We start from the raw sequence: 15790 nt of genomic DNA on the forward strand, positions 1-15790 counted from the left end.
CATGAAAATCAAACTAGAAAGAAAAGAAAAAAGAAACAAAGTCAAAAAAGTTCCTACAATAAAAGTAGGAACGCATAAAAAAACGACAACGGCACTATGGATTTTACTTCTAACAAGTATTGCTTTTGGCGTATATAAAAACTTTACAGCCATCGACCAACATACGACTCATGAAAAAGAAGTAGTGAAATTAGAACTTATAGATACCACAAAGGTTCAAAGTTTTGTAGAAAATTTTGCTAAAATTTATTACTCTTGGGAACAAGATTCCAAGCTACTTGAACAACGAGAGCAAGCACTGGAATCCTATCTAACTCCAGAACTTCAACAGTTAAATGCTGAAATGATTCGTAGTGATATTCCAGCAACCTCAACTGCTGAAAGGATACAATTTTGGTCAATTGAAAAACAGAATGAAGGAGAATATAATGTCCTTTTCTCCGTTGAGCAAAAATTGACAGAAAATAAGAAAAGTAAGAATATCACATCCATTTATCAAACCACTGTATATATTGAAAAATCTGGAGAAATAGTTATTATTCAAAACCCAACTATCACATCAAAGCCAAGTAAATCAGAATATGAACCTAAAATTCTTGAAAATGATAACACTATTGATGTACAAACATCAGAAGAAATCACAGCCTTCCTAGAAACATTCTTTAAACTGTATCCTAAAGCAAGCAAAAAAGAATTAGCATATTATGTAAATAATCAAGCAATTAAACCAATTGAAAAAGACTATTTATTTATTGAGTTAGTTTCTCCAATTTATTATAGAAAAGGAAAACAAATCGTAGCGAAAGTTTCTGTAAAATATATAGATAAAGAAACGAGCATAACGCAACTTTCTCAATTTAATCTTATTCTTGAAAAACAGAACAATTGGATAATTATAAATTAGAATCAAAAGAATCCCTCTTTAAAATTAACTGTATAGAAGGTTATAAAGAGGGAATATTACATAAAAATGATATACTTTTTTTCTGGAAAGTTTAAATATAGAAAATTTCATAGAAGATGAACGACTCAAAGTTTTTCGACATAATGAATTCTATTTTTTTGTTATTTAACTATTGCAATTTATTTTTTGATTTAACGAACTATGTTATTAATTGTGCTGATGCTTTATTATCTATCTAGTATTAAGTAAAGATGGAAGCTGTTTTTAAAGGTTTATTTTAAGAATATTTTTCAATGATTTTTTATCTGTAATTATAGTTAGTTGGTATATATTTTAATTAAATCATTGGCATTATTTGTTTTTTATAGTATTATCATCATTTAAAACGAAGAGGGATTAATTGGAAATTGATAATATAGTTTAAAAGTAAAGAAAATCATTATTGTAACAAAGTTACAGGTGATGTTCACTTGTTATTTATACTTTTTATAAAAGAGAAATATTTGATAATTATCGATAATCTATGCTGGGATTTTTCGGGAAAATTTAAACGGGAGGAATGACGTGAGATGCATTTAAAAATTGCGATATGTGATGATGACAAAGTAGTCTGTTCCCAAATTGAAAATATGATTCTACGATATGTGAAAGAAGCTGGGTTTGATGTCACCATTCATCTATTTTATGATGGTAACTCACTAATGAATACTATCCAAAATGATGATGATAACTTTGACTTAATCTATCTTGATATTGAAATGGATGGAATCAATGGGGTAGATGTTGGTGTGGCAATTAGGGATAAATTAAGGGATCATAAAATGCAAATTGTCTATGTTTCTGGGACAGGACAATATGATCGTCAATTATTTGATGTTCAGCCGTTATTATTTATTCCAAAGCCTATTGAGGAAAGTAAACTAGTAAAATCTATCAATTTGGCAATGGAAAAATTGGCATTAACGCCAAAGTTATATCATTATAAAAAACGGAAAGAATATTTTAATGTTTGGATGGAAGATATTATCTATTTTGAGAATTCTGGTAGAAATGTGAAAATCATGACAATTGATGGCATGGATCTATTTGTTGGAAATATCAAAGATGTAGCAAAAGAAGTTCTCTCATACGGATTTATTCAAATTAGTCAATCGATTATTGTAAACTATAACTTTGTGAGTAAATATTCACGTGAGGAAATTATTTTAATAAATAAAGAAAAAATTGCGATTCCAAAAAATAAAAGGAATGGAGTAAAGGAACAATTTTTAAGAGAAAGTGATAAGCATTTATAAGGCGTTTTCAGCTTGCATTTGTTTACTAAAATCAAGAATAGTATTAGGGAGAGGATAACAATGATAATGATATTCAATATGCAGACTTTTTTCGTTCATATTTATGCAAGTGGATTGGAGTATTTATTAATGTACTTTCTTTTTTCACGCTATAAACCAATGAAACCACGAGTGTCAAAGGAGAAACTCATTTTAATTTTTTGCATAGCTAGCCTGGTACAAGCATTTTTTGATTCATTTGAATACTTTATCATTAATGTAATCGTTTCTGCGATATTATTTCTAGTTGTATCCTTCTTCTTTTTTACAAAGTGGCAGGATATTTTGATGACTTCAATCATTGCTACAGCAGTAATCGATATTGGAGAAGGTGTTGCTTCAATGTTATTAATGAGTACAGCGATAAGTAGGCAAGATGTAGCAGAATTTATGATGAAACCATCGAATACGATGCTGCTTTATACTATTGCTCGTTTGATTAGTTTGGGATTAGTACTGTTTATTTTAAGATTTAGAAAAATACGATCAGGGAGTGGCAATTTACCAATCATTTATTGGACAACATTTCTATTTATTACAATGAAAGATATTTTATGGGTGTTAATCTTAACAGATTCTCCTGTGAAAATATCCTTCTACTATTGGGCGGCTGTTATTCCACTCTTACCTGTATCCTATATTTTGTTTTATTACACACGTCGCTCGATAGAAAATATGGTGAAAACGCAAGTAGATAGTAAGGTGTTAGATGAAAAAAATAAATACTACGAACAACAGCTCATTACAATGAAACAAACACTTGAATCACAAAGAACGATTCGTCATGATTTAAAAAATAAGTTATCACCTCTAATTTATCTAGCGGAAAGTGGTAAGACAGATGAATTGGTTAAGCAAGTACGAGAACTTGGCAGTTTAAGTGTACTTGGTAAAATTTATGCAGAATCAGGAAATATAACAATTGATTATATTATTAATCTAAAACTGCAAGCCCTAGCGAATAAAGGCGTAACAATATCTTGCGAGATAAATGTCCCCGCTGATATTGAGGTTGCACCATTTGATTTATCAACGATTTTAGGGAACTTAATTGATAATTCAATTGAAGCGTTGGACTATGTGCCGAATGAAAAGTGGATTGGGATTAAATTAAGTTATCAAATTGGATTTTTGATGATACAAGTGACAAACTCTTTTGATGGAATTGTGCATTTAGATAAGGAAAAAATCATTTCTAGAAAAGAGAATGCTGAAAATCATGGGATTGGTTTGAATAGTATCGAAACAATTGCCAAAGAGTATGATGGTGAAATGATTGTTCAGTATGATAAGCAACAATTTAATGTGATAGTAAAATTATTGGCTTAATATTTTGATATGAGAGACGTTTCTTTTAAATAGGAAACGTTTTTTTAGTATATCGGGTTTTAAATTGCAATGGATAAGATGAATTAACTATTGGAATTGCTAGAAATGAAGGAATAAATTTTGATGATTTTAAGAAAATATGCAAAATATTACGTTTAGAAGGGCGAAATCAAACCGGTAGAGTTAAATAAGTTGTTGAAGAGTTATTATGATTACCTGAGACCTTCCAAGAGAGAAGAATCTAAAAATTTTTCAAATAAGTTTTGATACTTCAATAAACATACTAGATATATGTGGAAATACAAATGCTTGGATGGCCAAGAAAACTATGTAAGTAGGTGAGAAAAGATGAGCAAACAAATTGTTTTTATTGGATCAAATTTTGAAGAATTAATCTTAAAGAATAATGTTTTAAAAATGAGTTTCGTAGAAAGTTTATGGGCAAGTTTTGCAACAATAAATTCAGAAGTTAAGTTTGATGCTTTTATTAATCAATTAAAAATAATAGAAAATAAATTTGAGTATTTACGAAAAAATGAGCAGTTTTTGTCACTAATAAAAAATATTAAAACTGATTTAGACTATGATTCAATAGTTGATTCAAATGAACGATTGATTTTATTTAAAAGACTTCTATCCAAGAGTTTGAGTAATCAGTATGAACAAGTGGATGAAGAACTCCGTAATCTTTTAGGATCTTATTTAGCAAATAGTGAATATATCTTTTCTTATAATTCTAACTTCTTAATAGAAAATATTATTCAGGTAAAAAGTGAAGTGATTGCTTGTACAGATAGACAGTCCTTTTTATTAAGTAAAAGCAATCTAGGTCTCCCAATTCTTTATAAATTATATGGCTCATTTGATCAAGTTGAAACAATAGCGTTAACGAGTGAAGAAAAGCAAGAAAGTATGATTAATTTACGTATGGGAATATCTAAAATTAATCAATTTGAAGATATATCTGTCACTTTACTGGGATTCAATGAAGAAGATGATGAATTTAATAATATTTTAAATGAGCTTTCCTTGAAAAATAAAGCGGCTAAAGTATCTCTATTCAAACCATTTAGTCATGAGTATGAAGCGCAACAACGTTATATAGATCACCAAACTGGTTTAAAAATTGACGTAATAATTTCAGATTTTCAAACATATTTAAGGGAACAGTTGCAATCGGACAACAAGCTTTTAGAAATGAAGCTCAATAGTACTGATCAATCCGATATACAGGGAAATTCATCTTCCAATCAAATTGTTCAAATGAGTAGAAGTAGGAAAAAAAAACTTGGGGATAAAAATATTTCTCTGAAAATACCGCACAAAATCCTTTTTATGTTTGCGGGAATATTATTTTGTACATTAATTTTTAATTTTGTTTTTTCAGTTGCAACAATAAAAGGAGAATCGATGGCTCCAAATTTTAGATCTTCTGATTATATTGTGCTAAACAAACAATACAATAAAGTAGAAAGATTTGATGTGGTTGCTTTTAAATCTCCTGATGAGCATGGACAAGAATACATTAAACGAGTCATTGGTTTACCAGGTGATAAAATCGAGTATGTTGATGATCAATTGTATATTAATGGAACTCCAATAGAAGAAACATATTTAGATAGAGAGAAGAAAAAATTAGGAGATGGAGAAGTTTTTACAAAAGACTTTTCACTTGAAGAGTTATCTGGTGTGAAAGAGGTCCCTAAAAATAAGTTATTTGTTTTAGGCGATAATCGTCTATATTCAAGAGATAGTCGGAACTTTGGATTCGTTGATATTAAAGCTATTAAAGGAAATGTTAAATGGAAAATTTGGTCAACGAAATAATAGAAGGTGAGTCAAAATGAAATTCAAAAAAATATATATATTTTTTTTAATAATATTAACGGGAAGTATGCTTACTAGTCACATGAGAACGTTATTAGCAAACTATAACATAGTAGAAGATATTAGATTAATAACTTCGGCTCATTCTTTGAAAGAAGAAGATACAGTAACTATATCAGTAATGGATTCAAATATAGAAGATACAAAATTAGTTATTCCAATTGATGGAAATACGGAATATATTGATTCAGATTATCAAGATGCTTCCGTTGTATTTGATCAAATAAATCATCAAGTAGTGATTGATTGGTTGAATCCTTTAAATGAAAAAAAATCAGTAAATATTAGATTGAAGCTGAATAAAGAAGGCATATATCCACTAAAAGCCTTGACAGTTAGAGAGAATCAAGAAGTAAGTACTGAAGAAAAAAATATAGAAGTTAATGCATTGAAGGAATCAAAGGAAGAATCAGTGGAACCTGAGTTTAGTAAAAGTTTTGAGGAGTCTTCCTCAGAAAAGTCTGCTGAGACAAAAGTTGATAACACTTATGCGATTAAGACTGGTCTATGGGGAACCGCTCACTATGAATTTAATGAAGAAGTTGGTGAAATTAAACTGCAAAGTGGTGAATTAACAAATGATACTGAGAGTAACTGGCAGAAGAGAGGTATTAATAGCAAGCTAATTAAAAAAATTATTTTTCAAGGATCAGTAAATGCACCATCAAATTCGGAAGGATTATTTTCAAATTACGAAAATTATGCTTTTAAAAATCTTGAGGAAATTGATGGTTTAGAACATTTAAACACGTCAAAAGTTACGAATATGAGGGCTATGTTTTATTATAGTAAGGCGTTAGTACTAGATGTAAGTCATTTTGATACATCAAAAGTTACAGATATGGGCTACATGTTTAGCAATGCTTCTATATCAGATATAGACTTAAGCAATTTTGACACATCAAATGTTATAGACATGAGGGCTATGTTTAACTATAGCAAAGTATCAGAGTTAGATATAAGTCATTTAAACACGTCAAATGTTGTGAATATGGATAGTATGTTTTCTGAGAGTAAATCAACAAAATTAGATGTAAGTCATTTTGATACGTCGAACGTTACAAGTATGAATTTTATGTTTTACAATACTAGGGCAGAGCTAGATGTAAGTCATTTTGATACATCAAAAGTTACAAATATGAGTGCTATGTTTCGTAATAATTGGTCAACAAAGCTAGACGTAAGTCATTTTGATACATCAAAAGTTACAAATATGAGCTACATGTTTAGCAGTACTTCTATATCGGATTTAGACTTAAATACCTTTGATACATCAAAAGTACTTTATATGGATAATATGTTGTATGGTGTTAAATTAAGTAAATTGAAATTAGGAGAAAAATTTAGAGTTACATCTGATTCTGATACATCCTTAGGATCACCAAAGGCTTTAAACTTAGATGATGAATTAACAGGGAACTGGATACGTGAAAATAGATCATCGAGGTCATATTCTCCAAAGGAATTTCTGAGGAATTATGGGAAAGACGATTTAACTCCTGGTATTTATGTTGCAGAAACAGTGTTGCCAGGTGAAATCACGGCTGAAGCCAATATATCTAATCAAACATACTCGGATGGTTTGTTCTATGTGAATGATGAAGTTAAAATTGAAAATACAATTCATCATACTGGTAATGTTTATAACTTTATCTATAAAACAACTATTCCAGAAGAGCTAACTATCAGTGAGGAATCATTTAAAGGATATGTCATTACAGAGGATGGACATAAAATAGATTTTCCAGTTGATGCATTTAAGTTTGATAAATCTCGCCGGACGTTGGAGGTTAATTTAAAAAGTATAGTCGAACCGGATGCGAAAGGAAATTATTATACTTCTGTAGATGCGGATTTTTATTACGAAATAAATGGTAAAGCTAATAAAGATGCAATTGGCAAAAATTTAGAAATAAATACAACAATCAACTATTTTAATAGTATATTAAATCCTAAACCAGATATAAATCTCAGTACAGAAAGTAAGAAAATATATGGATTAGAGCCTCAATGGGATCTATTAAAAGAAATAAAAAATGTATCTAGACCAGATGATTTTACTGCAGTTGAAGATAGCCTTTTATTTACAATTACAGCTACAAATAGGGAAGAATTAGGTGCCATGGAATCCTTTGATATGGCAGAAAGCTTGTTCCCAAAAGATCTTGATTTTATTTCTGGTTCTGCAGAATTAATCTTTCCCGATGGAACAATCAAAAAATTACCAGATTCAGTCTACCAACCGGATAAGCAAATAGTCAGTACAAATGTATTTTCAGGAGATGGCTATGTTGGTGTTAAACCTTATCAGCTACGTTTTAAAGCAAAAGTGAAAGATACGGCATATGGAAAAACCTTAGAAACAAAAGCGAGTTTGTACGGAATAACTCAAACAAAAAAAGAAGTAATTGTTGAGGATGACATTGTGAAAATTAATGTTGATTACACTGGAAAACTTGGCTTTAAAGAAACACCGAAAACACTCTCATTCAACGATAATTTTATTTCAGTGTTTACCTCAACCATTGGAAGAAAAGATGAAAACTGGGGGATTTCGATTGAAGATACCAGAATGCAGAAACAACCATGGAACCTGAGTGTAAAACAAGTTACACCATTTGTAAGTACAGCTGGAGATACCTTAACTCAAGTTTTAATCTTTAGGAAAAATGGGCAGGAAGATATTGGAATTGATACAACGATAAGCGCGGATGTCTATTCTGAAGATAAACTTGATAAAAACGATTATTTTATTTCATGGTCTAAAAATGAAGGTTTGCTCTTAAAAGTTCCTCCTGGTAAAGCAAAAGCCAAACAATATCAAACAGAACTTCAATGGAATCTGAAAGATACACCGATATAAAGAGAGGAGTGAGGTTATGAAAAAATTAGTGATTCTATTATTTCTTTTCCTTGGTGGTTTGTGCTTGGTAGTTGGAACAAATAGTGTCTGTGCGGTCGATATAGATAGTAAATCATCTATTTATTTTACAGATACTTATGTTTATACGCCAACGTCAGAATCAGGAAATCTAAATGGTGTTACACCTACAGGTAATCCACCAAGGAATGGAAGTCAAAAACTGCCGAAAACTGGTGAATCTATTAATAGGAATTTAGTACAGATTGGCGGCATTTTACTTTTAGTATCAAGTTTTATATTAAAAAATTATTGGAAGAGGGAATTAAATAATGAAAACAAGTAAATTAGTAATGGCAAGTATATTAACAGCAGGAGCACTTCTTAGCACGAATGTAGCAGTATATGCAGAAGAAGGAAATTCAGGTGTAATAGAAAAATCGATAAAATCTCAAGGTGATGTGACTTTTAAGATAGATGATGAGAAAACACCACCAGTAGATCCAACAAATCCAGGTGAAGAAGTTGAGCCAGAAGAACCTGGTGAGTCGACGGATGGACCACTAAGTATTGACCACGTGTCTAATCTTCATTTTGGCGAACAATTAATTTCAGCTAAAGCAAAAACGTATTATGCAAAATTAGAAAAAGTGAAAAAAGGGGAAGAAACAAAAGAAGTACCGAACTATGTACAAGTAACTGATAAGCGTGGTTCTAACGAAGGCTGGTATTTGTCAGTACAACAAGATAAACAATTCACAACAGGTGAAGATATCGAGTTAAAAGGCGCAATACTAAAATTAAGCAATACTCAAGTGAAAACAACAGCTGATAACAAATCAAAGGCACCATCAGCAGTTTCTGAGATATCATTAGTGCCTGGTGGTGCAGGGATGTCTGTTATTGCCGCAAATAAAGATGAAGGTATGGGACTTTGGGTTGGTTCTTTTGGAAATGAAACAACTGGAGAAAATTCTGTGTCATTATTTGTGCCAGGTGAGTCAGCAAAACAAGCAGCGAAATATTCAACAACTCTCACATGGACGTTATCAAATACAGAAATTTAAATAGATTGGGGAATTCATTGTGAAATCAAGTAAATTAATCCTGTTAAGTATGTTGCTAAGTTCTAGCCTACTTTTAGGTGGGATATCAGCACATGCAGAAGAAGAAACACCGAAACATGGTGCATCAATAAAAAGTAATTCAACAGTTAGTTTTGAGGAAGATAATTCTCAAACAGATCCTTTAAATCCAACAAATCCCGATGATGAAAATCCTATTACTCCATTAGATCCAGATGATCATGAACCTGGAACTAATGGACCATTGAGTATTGATTATGTTTCTAATATTCGTTTTGGTCTGAATAAAGCTTCAGGTAAAAATGAAATTTATTGGGCTCAATTAGACGAAGTGAAAGAATCTAATGGAACTGACATAGAAGTACCAAATTTTGTTCAAGTAACTGATAAACGTGGTGTATGGAAAGGTTGGCATTTAACCGTGATTCAAGATGAACAATTTTATAATACAGCAGCCAAAGAATCTTTAAAAGGTGCACAAATGAAATTAATGAATGCTATTCCAAATTCTAAGGATGGTGGAGAAGCACCAACTGTTAAAAATCCAATTGTATTAGACCCAGGCTTAGCACAAGATGTTGCAATTGCAGATGCAAACAAAGGTTCTGGAACGTGGTCTGTTAGATTCGGTCAAGGTGATGATGAAGCAAAACAAAGTATTTCGTTAGAAGTACCAGCAACAACGACTAAAGCAAAAGGCGAGTACGCAACAACATTAACTTGGAAGTTAACGGATTCGCCAATCTAGAAAAAAACATGAAGCTAAGAAAAATATTTTTCTTAGCTTTACTTGTTGAAGAAAATCAAAGTGAGGTATGTAAAACATGAAGAGAATAAGTAAATATCTATTTGGTTTGCTAATTTTAATTAGTTTAGTATTACCGACAAGTGTTGAAGCTGCTGAAATGAATTTCTCTGTTCAAGCTGAGATACCAGAAAACCAAGTAGATAAAGGTAAGACATATTTTGACTTGAAAATGAGTCCTAATCAAACTCAGGACTTAGTCATTACCATGAAAAATGACACATCAAGAGATGTAACTGTTGAAGCTGATATTCATACAGCAACTACCAATGATAATGGCATTGCTGATTACAGTGGAAGTGCTGAAAAAAAAGATTCAACACTTAAATATGATTTAAGTGAACTTATTGAAATGGACAAAGAAATAACAGTTCCTGCTAAAGGAGAAACAACCATTACAGCACATTTGAAAATGCCGGCGGAGATTTTCGATGGTATTTTACTTGGTGGTTTTACTTTTATAGAAAAAGAATCTGCTGATAATAAAGAAGTTCAAGAAGGAGCTCAAATAGTAAATAAGTATGCTTATACTGTTGGAATTCAATTGCAAGAAACAGACAAAGTAATTGAACCTGAACTTATTTTAAATGATGTCAAGCCTGTACAAGTGAATTTTCGTAATGTCTTACAAGCTAACATTCAAAATACAGAAGCGGCGATTATTAAAAATTTATCAATTGAAGGAAAGATCTTTAAAAAAGATGGTAAAGAAGCTCTATATGAAGCTAAACGAACAGATTTAAGAATTGCCCCTAACTCTAATTTTAATTATGGTATTAGTCTAAATAATGAAGAATTTAAACCAGGGACTTATGTTTTTAAAGGAAAAGCGACTGATGGCGATAAGGAATGGACATTTGAAAAAGAATTTAACATAAAAAGTGAAATAGCAAAAGAATTAAATAATAAAGCTGTTGAACTTGATAAAGATTATTCTTTATACATTTATCTTGGAATTGGACTAATCGTATTCATCTTAATCTTAATCATTCTCTTTTTGCTTAAAAAGATAAATACTAAGAAGTAATGATGTTGAAGCAAATCTTATTTAATGAAAGAGGTGCATAAAATGGATGAAAATAATATAAAATATCTTAATGATACACATAATAACGAATTTTTTGAAATTTACGAAGATGAAATTAAGCGATTAATCAAAAAAAATGAAGACTTACGTACTTCATTGGAGAAAAAAGAAAATTCACTGAACGTTTTACAACATGAAAAAACTTTAATACAAAGAGACTTTGAGAAAATTGGTAATTTAACTGCAACAATAGAGCAATTGACAAAGCAAAATGCATTGTATAAGGGAAAATTAGAATCTTTAACAAATGAGAAAGTTAATTTAACTTGTATAATTGATAGCTTAAGACAAAATACTACGAAACATGAAGAGTCAGATGAGTTGTTATCTAAAGTAGAAATTGAAAAACAAAAAGTAACTTCTCTTCAGGCAAAATTAAAAATAAAAGATGAACAATTAAATTCTCTGATTAGAGAAAAAGAGGCAAATAGTGTTTTGGCAGAAAATCAGGCTGAATTTTTAGAGTTAAAGACAAGTAATGAAATGATGAAGCATCAGTTGATTGAAGAAAAGACAGAGTTTGCTGAAATGCTTTTGGAAGCAAGAATGCAATCGAAAAATTTAGTAGATAAAGCCAACAAAGAAGCTGATAAAATAAAAGAATTAGCCACTAAAGAACTTGAAAAAAGTAGAGAAGAAGCAAGTGTTATAAATAAGCATTTGAAAAAGGTCAAAGATGAAAGTAGTAAATTTGTATCTAGTCTTATTGAAGAAGTTGACAATATTTTAAGCTGATTAATTTTAACAAGAATTTAGAATTGGAGATAACGATTAAATATAGAAAATTTATTTTTTATAGGAGGAGCTTTTAATTTGGCTAAAGAAAGTGATTTGTTAAACGAATATTTTAATTATTTTGATAAAATATTTTTTTCAAGAAAACTGACTAAGTATCCCTTAATCTATGCAAGATATAAAACTCTTAAACAAGAGTATAATCAATTAATTGAAGAAGTAAGTCCAACTAATTTTCTGACTACGATGAGCCTCATACTAGATCTTGATGCACAGTTACAAATAATTATGGATTTATTAGACTGTTGTAACTATCTAGGTGAAAATGTACTAATGTCTGAAGAAGAAATTTTACAGTGCTCGTCATCTGATTATAGATTTTACTATTTAGAGCAATTTGGCTATAGATTGAACGATAAAAAGCCTCACACTATTTTACATTTTTTATAATAAAGCTAGAGCTACGAATAATTTCGTTGGATGGGAAGACTTATTTTTAAGTTCTTCCCTATTTTTGTTTTTTTTGATATTTGTTTTGTTGTTATTTATTGAAGGGAGAGACGTTAAATGGATAATTCTTCTGAAAAAAAATATGTATACGAGCAAATGAAATTAATCATTGAGGAAAGGAGAGAACTGACTAAGTATTACTATGAGTTGAAAGAACGATTAGATTTAATAGACCATTCAAAATTCAGAATAGAGCCTACAAAGGATCAGACTCTTAGAAGTAAAGAGAAACAAACTATCTTTAAGAAGGAAAGTGAATATCAAAGATACATGCTTTCTAAAAAATCGAATCAATCAAAAAGCGTTCCATACCAAATCATTGGGTTAACGATATCTTCAATCTTAAAGGAAGCAGGTCGTCCATTATCTAATAAGGAAATTTATACTATTTTGAATGACTCAAGTGAGATAAAAGTAAATTATAAGAACTTGACAATGAATATTTTGCCTAAAATGGATAAAGATTCCAAAATGAATGTTGAGCGAGCTTATAGAGGTTTTTGGCAATATCGATTAACCAAAATTTAGAATTGTCCTTTTAGCGTGATTCTTCCTTAGTTTAAAAGGATAAGGAAGTGCTGTTATGAAAGACTTATCGGATGAAAAAATAGAAGCTCAATTAACAAAGTATTTTCATAAAGTAATCTGTAATGCTGCTTCCAATTATTACAAGAAAAAATTTCATCAAACAGAAAAAGAATATTTAACTGAAAATATTTTTGATTACTCAATAGGTGTGACAAATTTTGAAGAAGAGATACTTACGGTGTTGATGATGGAGGAGTCGCCTATGTCTATTTTTAATGGGAATTTTAATGAGATTCTAAATCAGTTAAACAGTAGAGAAAAGCAATTTTTGATAGAAAAATTTGTGTTGGAGAAAACGGATGAAGAAATTGGTAGGGTATTTGGTATTAGTAGGCAAGCTGTTACTAATAGGAAGCATCGGTTGTATAAGAAAGTAAGAAAATGGTTAAATGATGATAGTATCTAGCTTGATTGCGAGGAGAGATTAAGAATGTCAATAATGCAATTATATTTAGCCTGTCGCAGTAAAGATGAAGTAGCGTTAGAAATGTTGGTAGTACAATTTCATCCTTTAATGATGAAAGTTTCATTACGTTACGGATATCTTGATGAAGATTGTTATCAGGAATGTGCAATAGCCATGATAAAATCTATAGAAAAATTTTCAATTAGATGAATCAAAGAAGAATTCACATTTTTGTGAATTCTTTTTTGATTGTGTGTCTTTTTTGATTCTATTTTTGTTAGTACTAGTGTAAAGAAACAATTGATCTTTGAAAAGTGAATAGTTTTGTTAGGAACGTTTAATTCTAAAATGAGCTAATGTTCATTCTGCGCCATGATCAACAGGGAGCGACTAAAGTATAGAACAAGCTATTGGAAATGTTACAGTAGCTGCGATGACTTTTAGAATGATAATGATACTTCTGTAAAGCTCGGCGTAAACTTGCGGGGAGGTGAAATTCCTATGTACCTTTAGCACAAGGTAGCCTAACAAAAAAGAAAAATGTAACAAGTTGTTATGTAAGTAAAGCAACCAAAGGAGTAACTTATGACAAAAGATTTTGAAGTAATGATAAGTCGATTGGATTTAATTCATATAGGATTTAAACATCATCAAGCGAGTGTCATGATAAGAGAAGCAAAAGAGCATTTATTAACTGTTGAGGGAATAAGCTTTTATTCTAATCGTCAGGTAGGCGTTGTTCCTGCGAGGATTATTGAGAAATTATTTGGTATACAAATAATCAAGTAAGTATTATACTAGATTTAGGCTTGTTCTCTGTCTATTGCGAGGAGAATATATGGGTAAACCTACTAATATTTATAAAGATAAAAAAACGAACAAATGGTTCTATCGTGCTTATTTAGGCAAAGATGAAAACGGTAAGAAGATTCAAAAGACTAAACGAGGTTTTGCTACGCAAAGAGAGGCGAAGCAAGCGTATGATAAGTGTATGTATACACATTCATATCTTAAGCCAGTGAGTTTAGTGAGTAACATTATTTTTGAAGAATTTTACAAAGTTCGTTTTGTCAGGTGGTATGAGAAGCAAGTAAAGCGTCAAACTTATGAAAATGCTCAATTTATATTTGAAAAAAAGCTGGGCTATTTTTATAAGATGCGATTAAGAGATATCCAAGGTCAAGATATTGAAGAGTGGATGCATGAGTTAAGTCAGACTGCTACACGCCATTCTCGTGGAAATGATGAGATTTCAACACTATCCAAATCCTATATCAATCGAATATTTGGTCACTTAAAAATTGTTTTAAATCGAGCGGTCAAAGAAGGAATCATCGAAAGAAATCCTGTAGAAGCCGTTTCACTTTTTCCAAAAGAAAATAAGAAAGTAGAATTTTGGGAAGTGGAAGAATTTAAACAAGTAATGGCTGTTATTCCTAATTCTTCTATCCAATCTCAGCACAGAAAAATAATGTATGAGATGCTTTTCTACACAGGGGTACGAATTGGAGAATTACAAGCTCTAACTTGGGAAAATGTGAATTTTGAGAAGAATCAAATCACGATTGAACAAACTTTAATTTACCAGACAAAAAATGATTGGTATTTATCTACACCAAAATCGAATAAAGCCTATCGAACGATTGGTATCGGCTCAAATCTTTCCGCAAAGTTAGCGCAGTGGAAAAAGCTTCAAGAAATGGTTGGAAAATTTGAGTATATGGTTCAATTAGATGGAACCTTCACACCTCCCTATTCTTTTGCAAATTGGTTGAAGGACTATGCGAAGCAAGCAGGGATTAAACCAATTAAGCTACATTCTTTAAGACATTCTCATGTGGCGCTGTTAGTTGAAAAAAATATTCAACCATTGATGATTCAAGAACGTTTGGGACATGCGAATATCCAAATTACATTAGGTACTTATGGACATTTGTATGCCAAAGCGGATGATCGAGTGGTGGAAGCAATTGATACGTTATTTGCTTAAAATATTCTACCAGCGTTCTACCAGTGAAGTTTAAAACGTTTATATATCAACTTTTTGAAGCTGTAATTTAGGGTTTAAGATGTACCGGAAATAGAAAATCTAAAAACCTCTTATTTGATCGCAATCAGTTGTGCAGATTAAATAAGAGGTTCGTTCTAAAAGTGAAAAAAATTGTAAAAAATCGACCATAATTTGTCTGAAACGTGAATTTTCTTCGAAACTTTGCAATCTTTTGAGTTAAGTGGAAGATTTTCCCTCATACTTATGGTA

The 15790-nt window shown here is 30.8% G+C and carries 16 protein-coding genes; all 16 read left to right on the forward strand.

Going from position 1 to position 15790, the window contains the following annotated elements; translation table 11 throughout:
• Position 1: 1 nt before the first annotated feature.
• Complete coding sequence (locus IGL98_RS06190) at positions 2-904, forward strand: conjugal transfer protein (protein ID WP_206844219.1); 903 nt, start codon at positions 2-4, stop codon at positions 902-904.
• A gap of 569 nt (positions 905-1473) precedes the next feature.
• Positions 1474-2199: a LytR/AlgR family response regulator transcription factor gene (locus IGL98_RS06195; RefSeq protein ID WP_194328000.1), complete on the forward strand. Its 726-nt coding sequence runs from the start codon at positions 1474-1476 to the stop codon at positions 2197-2199.
• Positions 2200-2259: 60 nt separating this feature from the next.
• Positions 2260-3567: a sensor histidine kinase gene (locus tag IGL98_RS06200; protein WP_339099605.1), complete on the forward strand. Its 1308-nt coding sequence runs from the start codon at positions 2260-2262 to the stop codon at positions 3565-3567.
• Between the two features lie 348 nt (positions 3568-3915).
• Entirely contained in the window at positions 3916-5394 is a 1479-nt protein-coding gene (gene lepB, locus IGL98_RS06205; RefSeq protein ID WP_206912301.1) for a signal peptidase I, read from the forward strand.
• 16 nt (positions 5395-5410) lie between these two features.
• On the forward strand, positions 5411-8317 hold the full coding sequence (locus tag IGL98_RS06210; protein WP_206846420.1) for a BspA family leucine-rich repeat surface protein: 2907 nt from the start codon (positions 5411-5413) through the stop codon (positions 8315-8317).
• 16 nt (positions 8318-8333) lie between these two features.
• A complete protein-coding gene (locus IGL98_RS06215; protein ID WP_206846421.1) occupies positions 8334-8660 on the forward strand; it encodes an LPXTG cell wall anchor domain-containing protein in 327 nt (108 codons plus the stop codon).
• Positions 8647-9381: a WxL domain-containing protein gene (locus IGL98_RS06220; RefSeq protein ID WP_206846422.1), complete on the forward strand. Its 735-nt coding sequence runs from the start codon at positions 8647-8649 to the stop codon at positions 9379-9381. Before IGL98_RS06215 ends, IGL98_RS06220 begins: the two co-directional genes overlap by 14 nt.
• Before the next feature lie 19 nt (positions 9382-9400).
• Positions 9401-10147 (forward strand): WxL domain-containing protein, encoded by a 747-nt coding sequence (locus IGL98_RS06225; RefSeq protein ID WP_206846423.1) that lies wholly within the window; start codon positions 9401-9403, stop codon positions 10145-10147.
• 76 nt (positions 10148-10223) lie between these two features.
• Complete coding sequence (locus IGL98_RS06230) at positions 10224-11231, forward strand: DUF916 and DUF3324 domain-containing protein (protein WP_206846424.1); 1008 nt, start codon at positions 10224-10226, stop codon at positions 11229-11231.
• 42 nt (positions 11232-11273) lie between these two features.
• Positions 11274-12026 carry a hypothetical protein gene (locus tag IGL98_RS06235; protein ID WP_206912299.1) on the forward strand — a complete coding sequence of 251 codons (753 nt, stop codon included), beginning with the start codon at positions 11274-11276 and terminating at the stop codon, positions 12024-12026.
• Positions 12027-12104: 78 nt separating this feature from the next.
• Complete coding sequence (locus tag IGL98_RS06240) at positions 12105-12476, forward strand: DUF7006 family protein (RefSeq protein WP_206846426.1); 372 nt, start codon at positions 12105-12107, stop codon at positions 12474-12476.
• Positions 12477-12593: 117 nt separating this feature from the next.
• The gene (locus IGL98_RS06245; RefSeq protein WP_194327991.1) at positions 12594-13064 is read left to right on the forward strand and encodes a hypothetical protein; all 471 of its coding nucleotides are present in this window, start codon (positions 12594-12596) and stop codon (positions 13062-13064) included.
• 55 nt (positions 13065-13119) lie between these two features.
• Entirely contained in the window at positions 13120-13530 is a 411-nt protein-coding gene (locus IGL98_RS06250) for a sigma-70 family RNA polymerase sigma factor (protein WP_194327990.1), read from the forward strand.
• Positions 13531-13554: 24 nt separating this feature from the next.
• Positions 13555-13740: a helix-turn-helix domain-containing protein gene (locus tag IGL98_RS06255; RefSeq protein ID WP_206846428.1), complete on the forward strand. Its 186-nt coding sequence runs from the start codon at positions 13555-13557 to the stop codon at positions 13738-13740.
• 375 nt (positions 13741-14115) lie between these two features.
• Positions 14116-14319, forward strand: coding sequence for a DUF3173 family protein (locus IGL98_RS06260; protein WP_206846430.1), 204 nt, complete (start codon positions 14116-14118; stop codon positions 14317-14319).
• A gap of 49 nt (positions 14320-14368) precedes the next feature.
• Positions 14369-15520: a tyrosine-type recombinase/integrase gene (locus IGL98_RS06265; RefSeq protein ID WP_206912298.1), complete on the forward strand. Its 1152-nt coding sequence runs from the start codon at positions 14369-14371 to the stop codon at positions 15518-15520.
• The last annotated feature ends 270 nt before the right edge of the window (positions 15521-15790 follow it).

The organism is Enterococcus sp. DIV0840 (assembly GCF_050527835.1).
GTDB classification, from domain to species: Bacteria; Bacillota; Bacilli; order Lactobacillales; family Enterococcaceae; genus Enterococcus_L; species Enterococcus_L ureasiticus.